Annotated in this window: 19 protein-coding genes; 7 read left to right on the top strand and 12 right to left on the bottom strand. The window is 33.2% G+C overall.

Annotation, left to right across the window (positions count from 1 at the left end):
• Positions 1 to 35: 35 nt before the first annotated feature.
• From Q0783_RS14620 to Q0783_RS14580, 9 genes are all read right to left on the bottom strand, one after another.
• Complete coding sequence (locus tag Q0783_RS14620; protein WP_298896333.1) at positions 36 to 3,005, bottom strand: M16 family metallopeptidase; 2,970 nt, start codon at positions 3,003 to 3,005, stop codon at positions 36 to 38.
• Between the two features lie 101 nt (positions 3,006 to 3,106).
• On the bottom strand, positions 3,107 to 3,979 hold the full coding sequence (gene sucD / locus Q0783_RS14615) for a succinate--CoA ligase subunit alpha (protein ID WP_298896331.1): 873 nt from the start codon (positions 3,977 to 3,979) through the stop codon (positions 3,107 to 3,109).
• A 104-nt stretch (positions 3,980 to 4,083) separates the two neighbouring features.
• Positions 4,084 to 4,488, bottom strand: coding sequence for a nuclear transport factor 2 family protein (locus Q0783_RS14610; RefSeq protein WP_298896329.1), 405 nt, complete (start codon positions 4,486 to 4,488; stop codon positions 4,084 to 4,086).
• Positions 4,489 to 5,424 (bottom strand): UDP-3-O-(3-hydroxymyristoyl)glucosamine N-acyltransferase, encoded by a 936-nt coding sequence (locus Q0783_RS14605; RefSeq protein WP_298896327.1) that lies wholly within the window; start codon positions 5,422 to 5,424, stop codon positions 4,489 to 4,491.
• A gap of 3 nt (positions 5,425 to 5,427) precedes the next feature.
• Positions 5,428 to 5,994: an elongation factor P gene (efp, locus tag Q0783_RS14600; protein ID WP_230935239.1), complete on the bottom strand. Its 567-nt coding sequence runs from the start codon at positions 5,992 to 5,994 to the stop codon at positions 5,428 to 5,430.
• 23 nt (positions 5,995 to 6,017) lie between these two features.
• On the bottom strand, positions 6,018 to 6,803 hold the full coding sequence (gene lpxA, locus Q0783_RS14595; protein ID WP_230935240.1) for an acyl-ACP--UDP-N-acetylglucosamine O-acyltransferase: 786 nt from the start codon (positions 6,801 to 6,803) through the stop codon (positions 6,018 to 6,020).
• A 1-nt stretch (position 6,804) separates the two neighbouring features.
• On the bottom strand, positions 6,805 to 8,211 hold the full coding sequence (locus tag Q0783_RS14590; RefSeq protein ID WP_298896324.1) for a bifunctional UDP-3-O-[3-hydroxymyristoyl] N-acetylglucosamine deacetylase/3-hydroxyacyl-ACP dehydratase: 1,407 nt from the start codon (positions 8,209 to 8,211) through the stop codon (positions 6,805 to 6,807).
• Entirely contained in the window at positions 8,198 to 9,226 is a 1,029-nt protein-coding gene (gene lpxD, locus Q0783_RS14585) for a UDP-3-O-(3-hydroxymyristoyl)glucosamine N-acyltransferase (RefSeq protein ID WP_298896323.1), read from the bottom strand. Before lpxD ends, Q0783_RS14590 begins: the two co-directional genes overlap by 14 nt.
• 31 nt (positions 9,227 to 9,257) lie before the next feature.
• Positions 9,258 to 10,478: an HD domain-containing protein gene (locus Q0783_RS14580; RefSeq protein WP_298896320.1), complete on the bottom strand. Its 1,221-nt coding sequence runs from the start codon at positions 10,476 to 10,478 to the stop codon at positions 9,258 to 9,260.
• 35 nt (positions 10,479 to 10,513) lie between these two features.
• Here Q0783_RS14580 and Q0783_RS14575 point away from each other — a divergent pair, with 35 nt between their 5' ends.
• The 5 genes from Q0783_RS14575 (at position 10,514) to Q0783_RS14555 (ending at position 13,993) form a co-directional block, all read left to right on the top strand.
• On the top strand, positions 10,514 to 12,067 hold the full coding sequence (locus Q0783_RS14575; protein WP_298896318.1) for a bifunctional response regulator/alkaline phosphatase family protein: 1,554 nt from the start codon (positions 10,514 to 10,516) through the stop codon (positions 12,065 to 12,067).
• A gap of 151 nt (positions 12,068 to 12,218) precedes the next feature.
• The gene (tsaE, locus tag Q0783_RS14570) at positions 12,219 to 12,683 is read left to right on the top strand and encodes a tRNA (adenosine(37)-N6)-threonylcarbamoyltransferase complex ATPase subunit type 1 TsaE (RefSeq protein ID WP_298896316.1); all 465 of its coding nucleotides are present in this window, start codon (positions 12,219 to 12,221) and stop codon (positions 12,681 to 12,683) included.
• A gap of 158 nt (positions 12,684 to 12,841) precedes the next feature.
• Positions 12,842 to 12,985, top strand: a complete 144-nt coding sequence (locus tag Q0783_RS14565; protein WP_230935246.1) for a hypothetical protein — start codon at positions 12,842 to 12,844, stop codon at positions 12,983 to 12,985.
• Positions 12,927 to 13,478, top strand: a complete 552-nt coding sequence (locus Q0783_RS14560; RefSeq protein ID WP_230935247.1) for a hypothetical protein — start codon at positions 12,927 to 12,929, stop codon at positions 13,476 to 13,478. Before Q0783_RS14565 ends, Q0783_RS14560 begins: the two co-directional genes overlap by 59 nt.
• Positions 13,479 to 13,633: 155 nt before the next feature.
• Complete coding sequence (locus Q0783_RS14555; protein ID WP_298896313.1) at positions 13,634 to 13,993, top strand: hypothetical protein; 360 nt, start codon at positions 13,634 to 13,636, stop codon at positions 13,991 to 13,993.
• On the opposite strand, the gene Q0783_RS14550 is transcribed toward Q0783_RS14555, so the two are convergent.
• Positions 13,990 to 14,571: a hypothetical protein gene (locus Q0783_RS14550; RefSeq protein ID WP_298896311.1), complete on the bottom strand. Its 582-nt coding sequence runs from the start codon at positions 14,569 to 14,571 to the stop codon at positions 13,990 to 13,992. The genes Q0783_RS14555 and Q0783_RS14550 overlap by 4 nt on opposite strands.
• 41 nt (positions 14,572 to 14,612) lie before the next feature.
• Positions 14,613 to 15,200: a hypothetical protein gene (locus tag Q0783_RS14545; RefSeq protein ID WP_298896309.1), complete on the bottom strand. Its 588-nt coding sequence runs from the start codon at positions 15,198 to 15,200 to the stop codon at positions 14,613 to 14,615.
• Positions 15,201 to 15,288: 88 nt separating this feature from the next.
• Between Q0783_RS14545 and Q0783_RS14540 the strand changes: the two genes are divergently transcribed.
• Both Q0783_RS14540 and Q0783_RS14535 read left to right on the top strand, forming a co-directional pair.
• Positions 15,289 to 16,488 carry an alanine dehydrogenase gene (locus tag Q0783_RS14540; protein WP_230935251.1) on the top strand — a complete coding sequence of 400 codons (1,200 nt, stop codon included), beginning with the start codon at positions 15,289 to 15,291 and terminating at the stop codon, positions 16,486 to 16,488.
• A 21-nt stretch (positions 16,489 to 16,509) separates the two neighbouring features.
• Positions 16,510 to 16,884: a hypothetical protein gene (locus Q0783_RS14535; protein ID WP_298896307.1), complete on the top strand. Its 375-nt coding sequence runs from the start codon at positions 16,510 to 16,512 to the stop codon at positions 16,882 to 16,884.
• A gap of 63 nt (positions 16,885 to 16,947) precedes the next feature.
• Here the strand turns inward: Q0783_RS14535 and Q0783_RS14530 are convergent, their stop codons facing one another.
• Positions 16,948 to 21,336 carry a T9SS type A sorting domain-containing protein gene (locus Q0783_RS14530; protein WP_298896306.1) on the bottom strand — a complete coding sequence of 1,463 codons (4,389 nt, stop codon included), beginning with the start codon at positions 21,334 to 21,336 and terminating at the stop codon, positions 16,948 to 16,950.
• Between the last annotated feature and the right edge of the window lie 347 nt (positions 21,337 to 21,683).

The following is a 21,683-nucleotide window of genomic DNA, read 5'->3' as shown; positions in this document are numbered from 1 at the left end:
TCTTGTGAGGTTTTTAACAATATTTGAGGTAGTAATTACATCTTTAATTCTTCAGGTTGTTCATAATTAAATAGATAATCAATATCCATCTCATGAAGCTTACCTAATTTACTTAATGCCTTGAAGTCTATGTCTTTTTTATTACCAATCACCATAACGTTATAGTGCTCTCCTTTAATATTTTTATTAAAGAAATCACGAAGATCATCCATAGTCATATTTTTAATAGTGTTATAGATCTCTTCACGATTATCATTATCGATTCCTAATTTTTTGAGACGCTCATAACTCCAAAATACATTAGATTTCGTAATGCGTTGTGCCGCTAGTTTTTTAAGTGTAGACTCTTTGGCCGCATTAAACTGTTTTTCGGCTTCTGGCATATTGGTCATCAATTCCATCATAGCATCAACAGCTTGTGGCATTTTATTGGCTTGTGTTCCAATATAAGCCATGATATAATTAGAATCATCTTTTTTATTGGCATTACTATAACCAGAAAATGCTGAATACGCTAATGATTTTGATTCTCTAATTTCTTGAAAAACAATAGAAGATAACCCACTTCCAAAGTACGTATTAAACAAGGTCGAAGCAGCCATATTTTCAGCTTTAAAAGGATCTCCTTTTGCTAAAAACAACATTTCAGATTGTACCATATCAAAATCGACGAAGTATACATTTCCGCCAGTTTCCTTTTCTAAATATGCCATAGCTTCTGGATATTGATTTAGTTCATCTGCTACTTTATGATTTTCATTTAATGCAACAACTGCAGCTTCAACATCTTTACCATAATAAAATACTCGTTGTTCATAGTTTTTCATTCCTTTGACAATCTCAACTAATTCTGCTGGATCCATGTCTTGGAGTTCGCTAACTTGAAAAATATTTCTTAAACGAGAATTTTCACCATATTTTCCATAATTCATCAAACCATTCCATAGAATACTTCCTTTTTGTGTTTTGTTATCTTTTCTTCCTTTAGCGATTGACTCTACATATTTGTCATAGGCCTCTTGATCTGGAACCGCATTATTCCATAAATGCTCTAACAACTCAAGTCCTTTAGGTAAATTTTCTTTAATCCCGCTTAGACCTACATAGGTGGTTTCTGCTCCAGCACTCACATAGTAATTAACACCTAACTTGTAGAATTCCTTTTTTAGTTCTTCAGCAGAATATTTATCTGTACCTAAGTATTCCATATAGCCAGCAGCAAGACCTAATTTCTTATCATTATCACTTCCCATATCAAAAATGATATTCATATTAAATAGATCATTTTGTTCATTTACAATATAAGAGACTTTAATACCATTATCTGTTTTGGTTTCTTTTATAGCTTTTTTATAATCAATAAACTTAGGCTGTAACGGTTTTGACTCTATTTCATTAAAACTTGCCAAATAATCTGAGGTTTTGTCTCTATTAAGATTCACAGGAGTTATTCCCGGGTTTTCAACTTTAACTATTGATTTATCTTCGCCTTGTCTTTTATAAGTAACCACGTAATTATCTTTATAAAATGAATTGGCAAAATCGACTAAATCTTGCTTAGTTATTCCTCTTAGATCTTCTAAAAACTGTACTCTGTTTTTCCAATCTTGATTCTTAATAAATGCATCAACATACATATTTGCTAAACCAGAATTGTTTTCATAAGTCTGTGTTTGGCTAAGCTTTAAATCATTAATTACGGCATCCATCATCCATTCATCAAACTCACCATTTTTCAGTTTTTCAATTTGAGCTAATAATAATAATTTAACTTCATCCAAAGTTTGACCTTCCTTTGGTGTACCTGTAAATGTATGATATCCATATTCTTTTAAGAATGTTGTTGTACAACCAGCATTTTGAACCAATTGTTGTTGGTTTAGATTTAAATCAATTAATCCAGCAGTACCATTTGCTAGTATCATATCAGCCATTGTAACAAATTTCTCTTCTTTAGTACCTATAGCATCTGTTCTAAATGCCAAAGAAATATTTTCAGCAGTTGGTCCAAATACCTCTTTAATTACAGGAGATGTAATAGGATCTTCTTTTGGAAGTTTTGGGTGAGATAATTCTTTTCGTTCAAACTTACCAAAGGCATCATTTACTTCTTTAATTGTTTCTTCAAAATCTATATCACCAACTAAAACCATTGCCATATTATTTGGCACATAATATTTATCGAAATAATTATGAATATCTACCATAGATGGGTTTTTTAAATGCTCTCCTGTTCCAATAGTAGTTTGTTGTCCATAAGGATGATTTGGAAATAAGCCATCTAACATTGCTGCATAGCGTTTTCTAAAATCATTATCCTGACCTCTATTAAATTCTTCAAATACAGCTTCTAATTCTGTATGGAATAATCGTAAAACTAATTGGCTAAAACGTTCGCTTTCAACTTTTAACCATTTATTTAATTCGTTTGCTGGTATCTTATTCACATAGACCGTTTGCTCAAACCATGTATAAGCATTTGTTCCAGTAGCACCAAGAGAAGATAACATCTTATCATATTCGTTTGCAATACTAAAGTTAGAAGCCTCTAAAGACACTTCATCTATTTTTTTATAAATCTCTTTTTTCTTTTCTGGATCAGTTTCAGCTCTATGCTGCTCATATAAATCTGAAATTTGATCTAAATATGCTTTTTCTTTATCCCAATCGGCAGTACCAATTTCGTCAGTACCTTTAAAAACCATATGCTCTAAATAATGTGCTAACCCTGTAGATTCTTTTGGGTCATAATTTGAGCCAGCTCTAACTGCTATATAAGTTTGAATTTTAGGCTCATCAATATTTTTACTTAAATATACTTTTAAGCCATTGTCCAATGTATATAGGCGCAGACCAGTTGGGTCATTTACTACAGACTCATAAGAAAGTCCATTGGTGTCTGTTTTAGATTCGACTGCGTAGGCCAAGTCTGTTTTGCTTTCAGTTTTGCAATTGTAAGCTAATGCAATTACAAAAAGCATTATGCATAGTTTGATCTTTTTCATTTTTATATAGATTAGTTTAAAAAAAAATTCCGTTGACTAAGTTAAAGTCAACGGAATAATAACGATTGTGTTTTATATTTATTTTAACAAGTTACGGACTATTATCCAATAACTTCTGCTACTTTTTTACCAATTTCGGCAGGAGAGTCTACGACATGAATACCACAATCTCTCATGATTGCCTTTTTTGCTTGAGCTGTATCATCACTTCCTCCAACAATAGCACCTGCATGACCCATTGTACGTCCGGCTGGAGCAGTTTCACCAGCAATAAATCCAACAACTGGCTTTTTGCTTTTACTATTTTGATACCATTTAGCAGCATCTGCTTCTAACTGACCACCAATTTCTCCAATCATTACAACACATTCAGTTTCTGGATCGTTGATTAATAATTCTACAGCTTCCTTAGTTGTTGTTCCTATAATTGGATCTCCACCAATACCAATAGCTGTTGTTATACCCAAACCTTGTTTCACCACTTGATCTGCAGCTTCATATGTTAAGGTACCAGATTTAGACACGATGCCAACTTTTCCTTTTTTGAAAACAAATCCTGGCATGATACCAACTTTAGCTTCGTCTGGAGTAATTACACCAGGACAATTAGGACCAACTAATCTGCAATCTCTATCTTTAATATAATTTGAGGCTTTAATCATATCTGCCACTGGAATACCTTCAGTAATTGTAATGATTACTTTAATTCCGGCATCAGCAGCTTCCATAATAGCATCGGCAGCAAATGCAGGCGGTACAAAAATGATAGTAGTATCTGCTCCTACTTTAGTAACAGCTTCTTCAACTGTATTAAATACAGGTTTATCTAAATGAGTTTGACCTCCTTTACCTGGAGTTACGCCTCCTACAACATTTGTTCCGTATTCAATCATTTGACCAGCGTGAAAAGTTCCTTCACTACCAGTAAAACCTTGTACAATTATTTTTGAATCTTTATTAACTAAAACGCTCATTTGTGTTTGTTTTATATGATTTGTGTTTGTTATTTCTTAATGAATTTTAAAAAGAAAAATTCGCAGTGCAAAAATAAGTTTTTGCTTATGATTATTAAACCTTTTTAAACTTTTATTTCAGCATATGAATTTAAACTATCAGAACTATCGTCGGCCAGTTGACTAATTTCATACCCCTTAAAGAGTTTACCATCTTTAACTTCCCAAATAGAAATAAAATGCGCTAAAGCATCTTCTTTTTCTGGTCTTTCAATAGAAGTTACATATATCGTATATCGTGCAGTAATCGTGTTTTGATCCTCAAGTAAGTGACTCACTCTATAATTGAACGATATAAATGCTTTTCTTAAACCATCAATCATGTTTTTAATTCCGTCGTAATCCAATGATGTAAATCCGTTACTACTATTCCAAAGCAATTTGCAGTCTTTATGAATTAAATCTATTGCATTTTCAGATTTTGCTAAATCCAAATCGTAAAATGATTTGACGATTTCTTTTGCAGTCATTTATATGTTTTTTAATTTTTCTAAAATTTCAGGAATCTTTCTTATTGCAGCAATTTCCTTATACTTGCTTCTAAAGTCATCAGCTGGCACTCCAAAATAACTTTTATGTCCTTCTAATGATTTACTTACACCTGCTTTTGCAGAAATAACCGCTTTTGTACCTATGGTAATTCCACTAGTAATACCTACTTGTCCCCAAATAGTCACTTCATCTTCAATAACCACACAACCAGCGATACCAACTTGAGATGCAATAAGGCATTTTTTACCAATAACAGTATCATGTCCAACCTGAATTTGATTATCCAATTTTGAACCTTCACCTATAGTAGTGTCTGCTGTTACACCTTTATCTATTGTACACAATGCACCTATATCGACATTATCTTCTATAACAACTCTACCGCCAGAACGCAACTTATCAAAGCCTTCAGGGCGGTTTTTGTAGTAGAATGCACTTGCTCCAAGTATAGCTCCCGCGTGAATTGTAACATTATTTCCAATAACTGTATCATCGTAGATACTCACATTAGAATGAATGGTACAGTTATTACCAATAGTTACATTATGGCCAATAAAGCAATTGGGTTGAATCACTGTATTCTCACCAATCTTAGCTGTTTCAGAAATTAAGACATTAGCCGATTTGAATGGTTTAAAATGCGATGTCAAGGCGTTAAAATCTCTAAACGGGTCATCACTAATGAGAAGCGCTTTACCTTCAGGGCATTCTACCTTTTTATTAATTAAAACAACTGTTGCTGCAGACTCTAGTGCTTTGTCGTAATATTTTGGATGATCGACAAAAACAATATCACCAGATTCAACCACATGAATTTCGTTCATTCCCAAAACTGGAAAATCATCTGCGCCAACATATTCTGATGTTATAATATTGGCAATTTCTTTAAGTGTATACGGTTTAGGAAATTTCATTCGTTATTCCTTGATACGTTCTTTATAAGTCCCTTTTTCAGTTTCAACTTTAATTTTATCACCTTCATTGATAAATAAAGGTACATTAACTATGGCTCCAGTTTCTACTGTTGCTGGTTTTGTTGCGTTTGTTGCTGTATTACCTTTAACACCAGGCTCTGTATGAGTCACCTCTAAAATCACACTTGCTGGCATATCAACTGAGAGCGGCAAATTATCTTCGGTATTAATTAATACCGTTACAACTTCACCTTCTTTCATTAGATCTGGTCTATCAAGCGCAGCTTCTAGCAAACGTATTTGCGTATAATCTGATTCATTCATAAAATGATAAAACTCACCATCATTGTAGAGGTACTGAAATTTATGTGTTTCAACACGTACATCATCAATTTTATGTCCTGCTGAAAACGTGTTATCTATCACTTTTCCTGTAGTCACACTTTTAAGCTTTGTTCTAACAAATGCAGGTCCTTTTCCAGGTTTCACATGTAAGAACTCTATAATTTTGAAGATATCGTGATTATATCTAATGCATAATCCGTTTCGTATATCTGATGTACTTGCCATAATTTATGTTGTATAATTTTATATTAATTTGATTTGAAATACCCTTTCATAATTCCGCGATGCGAATTCTTAATAAACTGAAGAATTTCATCTCTTTCGGGTGTTGCTTGCATTTCGGCCTCAATTAAGTCTGATGCCTGCGAGTTGTTATAATTTTTTTGATAAAGAATACGATAAATATCTTGAATCTCTCTAATTTTTTCAGTTGAAAAACCACGTCTACGCAAACCTACAGAGTTAATACCTACATAAGATAAAGGTTCTCGTGCAGCTTTTACAAATGGTGGTACATCTTTTCTAACTAAAGAACCTCCAGTTACAAAAGCGTGATTTCCTATAGAACAAAATTGATGTACAGCTGTCATTCCAGCGAGTACCACATAGTCTCCAACAGTAATATGGCCAGCTAATGTGCTATTGTTTGAAAAGATACAATTATTTCCAACTACACAATCATGTGCTACATGGCAATACGCCATAATCAAACAGTTATTACCAATAACCGTTTTCATTCTATCTGTAGTTCCTCTATTAATTGTAACACACTCTCTTATAGTAACATTATCACCTATTATTGTAAGTGTATCTTCATCGTTATATTTTAGATCTTGAGGCACTGCTGAAATCACAGAACCTGGGAAAATATTACAGTTCTTTCCGATACGAGCACCTTCCATAATGGTCACATTACTTCCAATCCAGGTTCCTTCACCAATAGTAACATTACTATAAATGGTTGTAAAAGGTTCGATAACTACATTCTTGGCAATTTTTGCTCCAGGATGTACGTATGCTAAAGGTTGGTTCATTTTATTTTACTTTTGAAATTTGCGCCATTAATTCTGCTTCTGCACAGAGTTTACCATTGGCATAGGCATATCCTTGCATATGACATATCCCACGACGTATAGGTGTGATTAGGTCACATTTAAAAATTAAAGTATCGCCAGGAACTACTTTTTGCTTAAATTTTACTTTATCTATTTTCATAAAGAATGTTAGATAATTTTCAGGATCAGGAACAGTACTCAGCACTAAAATCCCTCCTGTTTGAGCCATGGCTTCAACAATCAAAACACCAGGCATTACTGGAGCTCCAGGAAAATGACCTTTAAAGAATTCTTCGTTCATGGTTACATTTTTCATACCAATCACGTGAGAATCTGACAATTCAAAAACCTTATCTAATAATAAAAATGGTTGTCTGTGAGGTAGCATGTCCATAATTTGAATCACATCCATTAATGGCTCTTGATTCAAATCTATTTGTGGAACATTATTACGACGTTCATTCTTTATAATTTTAGATAACTTCTTTGCGAACTGGGTATTGATAAAATGACCAGGCTTATTAGCGATAACTTTTCCTCTTATTCTTGTTCCTACTAGTGCTAAATCTCCTACAACATCAAGAAGTTTATGTCTAGCAGCCTCATTAGGATGATGAAGTGTAAGATTATCTAATATCCCATTAGGTTTGATGGATAAAGAATCTTTATTAAACGCAACTTTTAGTTTTTCGGTTGTTTCCGCAGATAATTCTTTATCTACATACACAATAGCATTATTGAGATCGCCTCCTTTTATAAGTCCGTGCTCTAACAGCATTTCCAATTCATGTAAGAAACTAAAAGTTCTTGAATCTGAGATATCTTCTTTAAAATCTGAAATATGATTAAGCGTGGCATTTTGAGTTCCTAGAACTTTAGTACCAAAGTCAACCATAGTTGTCACTTGATATTCTTTAGCTGGCATAACAATGACTTCACTTCCAGATTCTTCATCTGAATAAGATATAACGTCAGACACTACGTACTCTTCTCTAAAATCATCTTGTTCTGTAATACCTGCTTTTTCTAGTGCTTCAACAAAAAATTTGGATGAGCCATCCATAATAGGTGGTTCAGATGCGTTGAGTTCAATAATTGCATTGTCAATATCTAAACCTACCAAAGCAGCTAGCACATGCTCTGAAGTTTGGATAGTCACACCATTTTTTTCTAAGCAAGTTCCTCGCTGTGTATTTGTTACATAATTAGCATCTGCTTCAATAACTGGAGCACCTTCAAGGTCTACTCTTTTAAATGAAAATCCGTTATTTACAGGTGCTGGAGAAAAGGTTAGTGTTACATCTTTTCCAGTATGTAAGCCAACTCCTTTAAGAGACACCTCTTTCTCTATAGTTCTTTGCTTAACGTCTGTTTTAATAATTGCCATCTACTTTTTTTTCTATTTCATTTATAGTTTTAACGATCTTAGGTAAATTTTTGAAGTACACATAAGACTTGTTCCAATCGCCATAATTGAATGACGGAGATCCTTGAAGGACTTCATTATCCTTTACATGTCTTCCTATTCCGGATTGCGCTTGAACTTTTACATTATTACCTATAGTTATATGACCAGCAATACCAACTTGACCACCTATTTGACAATTTTCTCCAATCTTAGATGAACCAGCAATACCTGTTTGAGCAGCTATTACAGTATTTTTTCCTATTTCTACATTATGAGCAATTTGGATTTGGTTATCCAATTTTACACCTCTTCGAATTATTGTAGAACCTAGAGTAGCTCTATCTATAGTTGTGGCTGCTCCAACATCAACATGATCTTCGATAATAACATTTCCTGTTTGTGGTACTTTGCTGTATTCACCATTTTCATCAGGAACAAAACCAAAACCATCTGCGCCAATAATAACGCCTGCATTAATCACGCAATGATTACCGATTACGGATTCTGAATAGATTTTAGCGCCAGAAAATATAACCGTATTGTCTCCAATAGTAACATTATCGCCTATATAAGTATTTGGAAAAATCTTTACATTTTTTCCAATACTAACATTATCACCTATGTAAGTGAATGCTCCAACATATATATCTTCACCTAATGTTGCTGATTCAGATATAAATGATGGTTGTTCAATTCCATGCTTATTGAGTTTTACCTGATTATAGTATTCTAAAAGTTTTGAAAAAGATTTATAGGCATCTTCAACCTTTATAAGTGTTGTCGTAATATCATTTTCTGGCTCAAACGTTTTATTTACAATAGTAATTGACGCTTTAGTAGAATATATATACGATTTATACTTAGGGTTTGCCAAAAAGGTCAAAGAGCCTTCTGTGCCTTCTTCAATTTTTGAAAGTTTAGAAACTTCTACCTCAGGATCTCCTACGATATCACCTTCTAAAATTCCAGCTATTTGTTGTGCTGTAAAGTTCATTCTCGCAAAAATATGAAAAATGTCTCAAAGTTTATTTAGGATAACAGATATAATATTTAGTTACTGGTTTTGATAAAGCTTTAATGCTAAATTGATCTGAAGCTTTTGTGATATCTACAACTTTACCAGTCTTTTGCAAAATCTTTATATTTTGGTTTTCTGACTGATATGCTTGGTTAGATATTTCATCAATAAAAACAAAGTATTTAGCATCATCCCTAGATATATTATACTTTTTAATTAAATCATCAATATGCTTATTTAATGTAGATGGTTTAATTGGCTTGTTCTTTAATTTAATCTTTAGCAAGTCTCTATTAATAATCATGTCACAGAGGTTTTTTAAGATAAAATCATCATGATACTGCCATTGTTTCATTGCCCAAACGATATCTGAATCATCTAAATGAGAGAATGTTTCCAATGTATCATCAGTAAAGTTTTTAGCTGTTATTTCATTATTAAGAAAATAAGACAAAGCTTCACTTGACTTAAGTTGTACTCCAGAATTGCTAAGTTCTTTCGCCCGCTTTAAAACACGTACCAACAATTGTTCGGCTACCAAGCCGGTTTTATGGAGATATACTTGCCAATACATAAAACGTCTAGCAACCAAAAATTTCTCAACGCTATAGATTCCTTTTTCTTCAACAACAAGTCTATCATCAACAACATTAAGCATCGTGATAAGGCGTTCACTATTTATATTCCCTTCTGCAACTCCAGTATAAAAACTATCCCGTTTTAAATAATCTGCCCTATCCATATCAAATTGGCTAGAAATCAATTCACATAAAAATGGACGATGATGCTTTCCTTCAAATATTTTAATCGCCAGCGTTAAACTTCCGTTAAATTCTTCATTGAGTTTTCGCATAAAATGTTTCGAAATATCTTCATGTGAAATCCCATTTACTATACTATGTTCCATAGCATGCGAGAATGGTCCATGACCAATATCGTGCAATAGAATAGCTATATAAAGCGCTTTTTCTTCTTCTTCAGAAATCACAACTCCCTTAAAACGAAGTACATTAACCGCTTTTTGCATTAGATGCATGCAACCCATAGCATGATGAAAACGTGTATGGTGAGCTCCTGGATATACCAAATATGACAAACCCATTTGAGAAATTCGTCTGAGCCTCTGAAAATATTTATGTTCAATTAAATCGAAAATATCCGAGTTCGGAATAGTAATAAATCCGTAAATTGGGTCGTTAAAGATTTTGAGTTTGTTGTTTGTCTTCAAACTGTGACTTTTACATTAATATTAAACAAATATACATGAACACTATAAATATTCTTTGGGTTGATGACGAAATTGATCTTCTAAAACCTCATATCATCTTTTTAGAACAAAAACAATATAAAGTTACGACCTGTCAAAGCGGTACCGAAGCTATCGAGATTATTGATGATACCAACTTTGATATTGTCTTTCTAGATGAAAACATGCCTGGGTTAACAGGTCTTGAAACACTAAATGAGATTAAAGAAAAGCGTGCCAACCTTCCTGTGGTAATGATTACTAAAAGTGAGGAAGAATATATTATGGAAGAGGCTATTGGAAATAAAATTGCCGATTATCTAATTAAGCCAGTAAATCCGAATCAAATCTTACTGAGTTTAAAAAAGAATCTAGACCACTCAAGACTTATTTCGGAAAAAACGACATCTAATTATCAGCAAGAGTTTAGAAAGATTGCTATGGATCTATCTATGGTAAATACTTTTGAAGAATGGAGTGATCTATATCAAAAGTTGATATACTGGGAATTACAACTGGAAGACATTGAAGATGTAGGAATGACAGAAATACTAGAATCTCAAAAAAATGAGGCCAATGTTCAGTTTGGAAAGTTCATTGATAAAAATTATCCAACTTGGTTTGATCATAAAGCTGATGCTCCTACATTATCACACAACCTCTTTAAAGATAAAGTTGTTCCTGAATTAAGTAAGAACCAACCAACACTTTTAATTGTTATTGATAATTTGCGTTATGACCAATGGAAAGCCTTTGAACCTATAGTAAATAATTACTATAAGAAAGATTCTGAAGTCCCATTTTATAGTATACTGCCAACAGCTACACAATATGCAAGAAATGCAATTTTTTCAGGTTTAATGCCTGCTGATATGGAAAAACTACATCCGAATTTGTGGAAAAATGACATTGATGAAGGTGGAAAAAACATGCATGAAGCCGAATTCCTCGAAGGACAATTAAAACGTTTAGGCTTGCAACATCTCAAAACTGAATATCATAAAATTACCAATCTCAAATCGGGTAAAAAGCTTGTTGAGAATTTCAAAACTTTAAAGGATAATGATTTATCGGTTATAGTATACAACTTTGTAGACATGCTATCACATTCTAAAACAGAGATGGATGTGGTAAAAGAATTGGCTTCAAATGATAAAGCTTACCGCTCTCTTACTGTGAGTTGGTTTAAAAATTCCCCTTTATTAGAAATGATACAACAAGCTCAAAATTTGGGGTTCAAGCTTATTTTAACTACAGATCATGGTACCATAAATGTGAAGAACCCTTCAAAGGTAATTGGCGATCGAGATACGAGTTTGAACTTGCGCTATAAAACTGGACGTAGTTTAACTTATGAAGACAGAGAAGTCTTGGTTGCAAAAGATCCCAAAGCTATTCATTTACCTGCAATTACTATGAGTAGTTCATTTATTTTTGCTAAAAGTGATTACTTTTTAGCTTACCCAAATAACTATAATCACTATGTAAGTTATTATAGAAATACGTACCAACATGGTGGTGTTTCCTTGGAGGAAATGATAATCCCGTTTGTGGTAATGAATCCAAAATAGGCGTAAGTTTTTTTGAAGTAGTACATATGTTAATAAATCCATGTATTGCATAAAAATCCGATGAAATACACTTTTTTCTAGTTTTTTTCATTAATATTTCTTATTATTGCTCATCAAATTAGGCTGAATACTTTTTTGACACCCTTTTATCATGTCAAAACTATTAGAAATAACATATCAAATTGAAGACATTAACGCTGTAGCGCGGCAAATTTTAGAGCAATGCAGTTCTAAGACTATTCTGTTTTATGGTGATATGGGTGTTGGCAAAACTACTCTTATAAAAGCTTTGGTAAAAGCCATAGGTAGTGAAGATGAAGTAAGCAGCCCAACATTTTCGATTGTTAACGAATATGCCGCTAAAGGTTGTTCCATTTATCATTTTGATTTGTACAGAATTAATGATGAAGAAGAGGCCTTAAATTTTGGTTTTGAAGATTATTTATATACCCAAAATTGGGTGTTAATTGAATGGCCAGAGAACGCTAAAAATTTGTTACCAGAAGATGTAAATAGTATTGAAATTACACATAAAAACAAGACCTCAAGATCCCTCAAATTGAGCCAAAACACAACTTTAACCCAGAAAAACGCTATGGAGCAGTACAAAATTTAGAAAATAAATTGACAACCTAACACCACGTTATTGTTAGATATTACGGAAAAACCGTAACTATAGGTGATTATTAGAGCTGTTTTTAACAGTCGGTTTAACTATTCAAAATGTAAGTGCTGCTTATATTTGAGTAATTAATTAATTTAATCCCTTATATTATGAAGACTAAAAAGTACGTACTAGCAATCGCAATTTTCGGTGGAATGTTGTTCACAGCTCAAGCAACTGATTTAATCAACTTAGATGGACAAGTTAAAACCGAAATGGAAAAGAAAAAGCGAAAACTCGTTAAAAACGGATAGAAGTATATCTAGGAGTGCTGTTACGGGAACTATTATTGGTACCTTAATAGCATCGACTCCTATATTATTTTCTTTACACGAAAGTGTTCCAGATGAAAAAATCTGGAGCACTTTTTTGTTTACATACGATAGTAGTCTTTGGGAGAGTGCTCAGTATGCTATGTGGGTCTTTACTGGAAAATTTATTCCGCTAATGTTATTATTTATTTGGTTCTTCACAAATAGAAATTGGTGGTATCACGCTTTACTTGTTCCTATCGCTATGTATATTTTTCAAATAATTGTAACACTAAGTGCAGACGTTAAATATTTTGATGAATTCCAAATTGTATATATGCTTCCAATAATGGCTATTGTCATTCCTTCAATTTATTTAATTAGAGCTAAAATGTTTAATAAAATTAATGATGCGGGCAAAACCATGCAAGAACTAGAAGAAGAGTTTATGATAAAACCTAAAGGGCTTTGGGGAAAAGTCAAACAATATTTTTAATTTGCATATTATATAATTTAAAGCATATTTGAGCAACTCACTTATGTTTTTTTGTTTACAACTTAATATAGAAAAAATTCGATAATTGAAATATTTAAATAAAAAAAATTACATTTGTGTAAACAATATCTAACTACTCTAACCCCTTTATAATTATGAGTAAAACTATACACCGCATCATGAAAGTAATTTCTGCTTTAAACATGAGTGCGAGGCAATTTGATATTTCAATTGGCACTGCAAATGGCTACATATTACGTATGGAAAAAAATAATGCCTCGGTTGGCAGCGACGTCATTGAGCGTATTGTTAAAGAATACCCTCAAGTAAATTTGATTTGGTTGATTACTGGTAAAGGTGATATGTTTATTGAGGAGCAACCCAAACCAAAAGTGCGCAGCAAAAAAGAAATTGAAGCATACATAGATACAAAGCTTAAAGCGCAATGGTCAGATGAAAAGAAAGCGCTTTTAGATGAAATATTATTGGAAATTGAAAACGCTAAAAAGAATTAAAGAGTCAATTTATCCCTTAATTCTATAAGCTTAGTAAGATATTCTTTATTATTCATCATTTCTTTTTGCTTTACTATTAACGACAAATCTTTCTTAACTGCTTTATAACTTTCCGAATTGAATGATGATATTTTATTTAGTTCAGCATTAATCTCCTCATTAATCTTTATTTTAAATGTTTCTTTTTTTATATAGAAACCAGTCCATCTAGAAAAAAAATACAAAATGAGTATGTAAGGAAATGATAAAAGTAAGCTTTCAAAAAAAAATATTTCATAATCATATCCCCATTTCAGGCTTACTATTAGTACATAAACTTTATACATCTCAATGATAATAGGCAAAACAATAATGAAACGCCATTCGTACGGATTAGTAACAAACCAAATAGATAAAATTAAAAGTGTTAGGACTTTAATATAAAATATCCAAATACAATAATCAACATCCATTATGACTTCAGCATCCAATGACAAAAACTCTGAAGACCAAATATTGTAATCTAATGGAACCAACTTATATGTAAAAAACAAAAATGGTAAAATTATAATAGTAAAAAGTACTACTATATCCCTCAAATATAATTTGTTTGTTGATATGCTTTTCAAAATTACACTAATTAAATTTCATAAAATTCGTCTCTTAACTTAATAAGGTTTCTTAAATATTCTATTGATTCTTCTTCTGAAAAATTTTCACTTTTTAGTTCAATAAATTTCTTCTGTAAATTATCTAACTCTTGCTTTTTGCCTTTATTCATAGTAAAAAACGCTTCATTAATCTCATTATCTATTTCAGATCTAACCTGCTTGGCTAAGTTATATTGATTTATTTTATGAGAAATAAAAATCATTATAAGAATAATTGGAAGTGTAATTGGTAAAGTTATAAAGTATTCAAAATCATCTACATTACTTTGATTTGGATTAAATGTACTAAACAGCTTCATAAGCTCAATTGTAATAATTACCAATATAGAATATCTCCACCAGTTTTTTGATGTAAAATACCATATCAAACAAAACGCAATAATTAAGATCTTCATTTTCGAATAATGAAATATCCCTTCTATACTATAGAAATCTAGCTCTTCACCATCATCCAAATCAAAAACAAAAGAATCTAAATAATATCCAAAAGTAAAACCTAAAATGAGTACTATAATTAGGAGTTCTTTTAATTTAAAATTTTTAAAACGATTTATCATATAGAAAATTATCTATAACGAATATAAAACTAATTTTGTAAAAAATCGATTTTTATTTGTAATTTGAATTTCCAACTTAATAAACACAATGAGCAAATCATTATCTCCTTTTACAAAGGCCCAATTATTACCTCAAGAAGAAACCCTTGAAGTCTTCAAAAAGAAAGGCGATTTATTTATAGGAATCCCAAAAGAAACCCATTTTCAAGAAAAACGAGTGTGTTTAACACCAGATGCAGTCTCTGCTTTGGTATCTAATGGTCATCGTGTTATGATCGAATCTGGTGCAGGTGAAGGTGCCAATTTTAAAGACAAAACCTATAGTGATGCTGGTGCAGAAGTTACTAACGATACTGCAAAGGTGTTCTCCTGCCCTATTTTGCTAAAAGTAGAACCACCTTCTCTAGATGAAATAAAACTAATAAATCCGCAGACCATTTTAATCTCTGCACTACAATTAAAAACACAAAACAAAAAATATTTTGAAGCACTAGCTTCCAAGCGAATTACAGCTTTAGCCTTTGAATTTATAAAAGATGATGATGGCGCTTATCCTGCTGTTCGCTCACTTAGTGAAATTGCTGGAACAGCATCCATTTTAATAGCTTCTGAGCTATTATCTAATGTGAATGGAGGTAACGGACTCATGTTTGGAAACATCAGTGGCGTCCCTCCTACTGAAGTGCTTATTATTGGTGCAGGTACTGTTGGTGAGTTTGCAGCTAGATCTGCTATTGGACTCGGCGCTAATGTAAAAATATTTGATAATTCAATTACAAAATTACGTTGTGTACAATCTAATTTGGGGCGAACCATCTATACCTCTACTATGCAACCCAAGAATCTAGTTAAGGCCCTAAAACGTTGTGATGTGGCTATTGGCGCTATTAGAGGAAAAAATAGATCTCCTATTATCGTTACTGAAGCTATGGTGAATACTATGAAAGCTGGTGCCGTTGTTATTGATGTAAGTATCGATATGGGTGGATGTTTTGAGACCAGTGAGGTCACGAACCACGATAAGCCAACATTTGTGCATAATGGTGTTATACATTATTGCGTACCAAACATTCCTGCAAGATATTCACGATCGGCCTCAGTATCAATTAGTAACATCTTTACACCTTACCTTTTAAAGATTGCTGAAGATGGTGGAATAGAAAATGCTATCCGTTTTGACCGTGGATTAAAAAATGGGTTGTATTTTTACCACGGAATTTTAACCAATAAATCAGTTGCAGATTGGTTTGACCTTGACTGCAGCGATGTAAACTTGCTAATTTTCTAAAAACAATTCAGTTAGTTACTTATGAAATTAATTCATCGAATAGGCTACTATTTGGGAGGTTTCTCAATTGGTCTTATTTTATTAGCTTTCTTTTTAAGCGGAAAGAAAACATCTTGTGCTTATGGTCCTAATGCAAGAACCATAAAGAATATTAGTGAGAAAAAGTACCGGCTCTACTCAGAAACTACTAAAAGTGTCATGAAAAGTCATGATCTTGACTCACTTGATATTTCTAATTTGATAAAAACTGGAGATGTCAATTTTTCTGAAAGCGATACCAAAGCAAAAGGTTGTAAAACCTATCTCATCGAAAACGAATTAGAAGATAAAACTGTAGAGTTAATGATTAAAAATTGTGATTCTTCTGCAACCATCCAATCGTTAATAATCAAATAAAAAACCATTGCCAGTAAATACTAACAATGGTTGCTATTAATTAAATTCAAAAAACTAACTGATTTATCTGATTGGTACTTTCTTTGTCAAGCTAGTATCATCATAAATCAATTTAACTATATATATACCTCTTGCATAAGAGGCCGTATTAATTCCTCTTGTCATTTGAGATTGATTTTGTAATTCTGACGCATTAAATGTTTCATTGTAAAGCACTTTACCTGATAAATCATATAATAGAATACCTGTAGCATTAACAGAATTTAAACCATCAATTTTAACTTTTAATATATCATTTATTGGATCTTGAAATACTATAAATTCGAAATCATCAGATTCTCCAGGTATTTCGATAGTGGTATTACACTCTTCAACAAAAACCATGACTGTGGCTTCATCACTATCCAATACATTATACACCAAAACAGAATACTCTGTATCTTCAGTTGGAGATACTTCTATACTTTGCGTTGTTTCTCCTGTACTCCATAAGTATTCATCTCCACCACTAGCTGTTAACGTTACTGTTTCTTCTGAACAAATTGTTAAGTCTTCACCAGCAAAGGCTTCCACTGTTTCTACCACGTTCACTACAACAGCTTTTGTGTCTTCACAATTATTAATAAAACCTGTTACTTCATAAGTGGTTGTCACTGTTGGACTAACGGCAATATTAGGTTGTGTTGCTCCGTTATTCCATAGATAAGAATTAGCTCCTGAAGCTGAAAGTGTAATAAATTCGCCTTCTAGAATTGTTACATCATCACCATTTGATATCACTACATTCGGATTTGGGTTTACAGACACCATTACATCTGCTTCATCAGAATAATTACCAATAAAAACAGTTACTGTATATGTTTGCGTATTTGCAGGGTTAACTGTAATACTTTGTGTAGTTTCACCAGTACTCCATAAATAACTATCACCTTCAGAGGCTGTTAAGGTTGTTTCATAACCTTGACAAATAGATTGATCGGCTCCTGCACTTGCTATAAATTCGAAAGGCTCAACCGTAACGATTACCTCATCTGTAAATTCACATCCATTAGAAAACCCTGTAACTGAATAGGTTGTTGTAAGTATAGGCGAAACCGAAATACTTGCAGTAGTTTCTCCTGTACTCCATACATATGTTTCTGCTCCTGAAGCAGTTAATGTAGTAGATTCACCTTCTATTATCGTACTATCATTTCCAGCATTAGTGTTTGGCAACTCATTTACCGTAACTATAACACTATCATCATCTGATACAGTTTGATTCACATTATAAGCTGTTACAGTATACACTGTTGTCGCATTTGGAGACACATCAATACTAGCAGTGCTTTCACCCGTATTCCAAAGATATGTCGTACCTCCAGAGGCCGTTAATGTAGTCGTTTCACCATTACAAATCTCTATATCATTTCCGGCGTTAGCTGTAACTGTCTCAGATTGTACAGATACAGTGACATTTGCAGAGGCTTCACATCCATTAGAATAACCTGTCACAGTATAAGTTGTGGTCACATTAGGAGTTACATCAATACTTGATGTCGTTTCTCCTGTACTCCATAAATAGGTGTCTGCTCCTGTAGCTGTTAATGTTGTTGTTTCTCCTTCATTTATCACTACATTGTTTCCTGCATCTACGTTTGGTAACGGATTAACAGTTACAATAACACTATCATCATCTGAAATTGTTCCTGCATCATTATAAGCAGTTACAGTATACACTGTTGTCGTATTTGGAGACACATCAATACTAGCTGTAGTTTCACCTGTATTCCAAAGATATGACGTACCTCCAGAGGCTGTTAAGGTAGTCGTTTCGCCATTACAAATCTCTATATCATTTCCGGCATTAGCTGTAACTGTCTCAGATTGCACAGATACAGTAACATTTGCAGAGGCTTCACATCCGTTAGAATAACCTGTCACAGTATAAGTTGTAGTCACATTAGGAGTTACATCAATACTTGAAGTCGTTTCTCCTGTCTCCCATAAATAGGTGTCTGCTCCTGTAGCTGTTAATGTTGTTGTCTCTCCTTCATTTATTGTTACATTGTTTCCTGCATCTACGTTTGGTAACGGATTAACAGTTACAATAACTTCATCTGTACTAGAACAATTATTTTCAAATACTTCTACTGAATATGTTGTTGTTGCATTTGGACTTACAGTAATGCTTGAAGTCGTTGCTCCTGTATTCCACAAGTATGATGTTCCGCCCGAAGCGGTTAATGTTGTTGCATTTCCGAAGCAAATTGCAGTATCATTTCCAGCATTTGCAACTGGTAAATCATTAACTGTAACAACGACACTATCGTCACTTGTATTATTTCCAGAAGCACTGTATGCTGTTACTGTATATGTTGTAGTAGTCGTTGGTGATACATCTATACTAGCAGTAGTAGCACCTGTATTCCATAAATAAGTTGTTCCTCCCGTTGCTGTAAGTGTAACAGATTCTCCATTACAAATCTCCATGTCGTTTCCAGCATTGGCATCGACACTGTCATCTTGCAAAAAAACAGTAACTGTATCTGTACTTTCACAAGTATTAGTAGTACCAGTAACTGAATATGAGGTATCCAATGTAGGCGTAACTGTTATTGATTGTGTTGTTTCTCCTGTACTCCATAAATAAGAGTCGGCTCCAGTTGCTGTTAATGTAACGCTTTCACCCATAAAAATGGTTTCATCTGTTCCTGCATCTACATTCGGAACTTGATTTACAGTTACAACCACTGTATCAGTACTAGAACATCCATTTTGAGTAACTTCTACTGAATAGGTTGTGGTTACATTAGGATTTACAGTAATTGAAGCACTAGTAGCTCCTGTATTCCATTGATAAGATGTTCCGCCTGATGCCGTTAAGGTTACAGCTGTACCTTCGCATGTTTCTACATCATTACCAGCATTTGCTGTTGGAATATTATTTACGGTAATTGTAATGTCGGCTTGAGTTGTACTTCCATCAGAATGTGAACCTGTAACTGTGTAAGTTGTCGTTTGAGTTGGAGTAACTGTAATACTAGCCGAAGTCTCACCGTTAACGCTCCATACATATGAATCTGCTCCAGATGCCGTTAATATTACATCTTCACCTTCACATATAGTATCGTTATTTGCACTAACTGTCACTTGACTACCTTGAACATCTAAAGTCATTCCATTTAAGTAGTATTCAAGATTTGTATAACCATCTGGCTGTACAATATTTCTATCAGATGCATTATTTGGATTTAATCCATTGTCGTTTTCCCAAAAATCTGGCATTCCGTCATTATCACTATCGGAAGGCGCTGTACCTCCTTGAATTGTAGGATAAGCACCAGAAGTTGCCAATCCTCCATTACCATTGATATATTGATTAATTAATCTCGTATCTACATCATCTCTGGCAGGAAAGCTTGCACCTACGTTATTTAACAATTCTGATTCTAATTGATCAGCAGGTATTGCTTGAATACCAGACGTCGCATAAGGTGTAGATTGAAGGTAAGAGGATAGTGCTGAATTATTTAGCGACGTACCTTGTGCCAATATATTACCACTTATGTAAGCATAAGTTTGTGATGTCTGACCAGCTCCTGCAGTTGTTCCTTCTACAACAGCACCACCATTAATAGTTGTTTGACTTGATTTTTTGTACTTATTGTTAAGCACTGTAAATTTTGCTCCCATACTTGGTACAGTTGCATAACGGAATCCATATATTAAATTATTGATTAATTCAAAATCAAATGTATTAGGTAGTGGATATCCTTTTCTTGTATTTCTTTCACTGTTGTGAGCGTATAAATTTCTATAGTATGTTAAGTTGGTTGTTCTCTCAGCAGCTAATGACCCGTAACCACATTCTGCCATGATTGAGTTTTGAATAGTAACATTGGTTACACTTCCATTTGGTAAAGCTCTAATATCAAAATTCTCATCTGAAGCCCAACTCAAAGAACAATGATCTATAATTAAGTCTTCATGATGTTGACCACTCCAAGCCGTAATGTTTAATGCATCTGCTCCATTAGGTGCTGATGGTCCTGGTCTAAACCTAATGTATCTAATGATTGCATTGGATGCTTCGATTTCTACCATTCCTCCTCTAATCAAGATTCCGTCACCAGGAGCTGTTTGTCCAGCTAAGGTGAAATTACCGTTAGTAACATAAATGTTACTCGTAAGATTGATAGTACCACCTACTTCGAAAACAATAGTTCTAGGTCCAGACGCTAGCAAGGCGTTTCTTAAACTTCCTGGCCCAGTATTGTTTAAATTTGTGACTTTAATCACTGCACCACCTCGTCCACCAGATGCGTATTTACCAAAACCTTCTGCAGTTGGAAATGCTTTAGTTTGGGCAAAACTATTAAAAGAGAGGATAAAAAGTAGTGTTGTAAATAGGCTATAAAAATGTTTTGTTGAGATTCCATAGGAATCCCATTTAAAAGTTGGGGATATCATTTGCTATTAATTTTGGGGCTTAATTGCTAGAGCAATCTATAATTTTTTTTGAGTACAACCGTTTAAAGTATTAATTTTTCGTTAAAACGCTTTTCAAAGTAAATATTTACTTACAACAAACAGAAAATTCCTATAATATGTATGTTTTGTTAGATGAAATGCAATTTTTTTCTTTATATACGGTTGAATAGCAAATAAAAGATGTTTAATTATGAAACTTTAACGTTTGTAGGAACTTACTGCCTTAGATTTGTCAGATTTACTTACAAATGAAATATCAAGTCATCCAAAAAAAAAGCATAACATCGTTTGATTGATTTCTTTATATAATTTATTTGTACTATTGC

Source organism: uncultured Psychroserpens sp., assembly GCF_947500255.1.
Classification (GTDB): domain Bacteria; phylum Bacteroidota; class Bacteroidia; order Flavobacteriales; family Flavobacteriaceae; genus Psychroserpens.
Note: the sequence above shows the minus strand (reverse complement) of the source record. Positions and strands in the feature narration are given on the sequence as shown.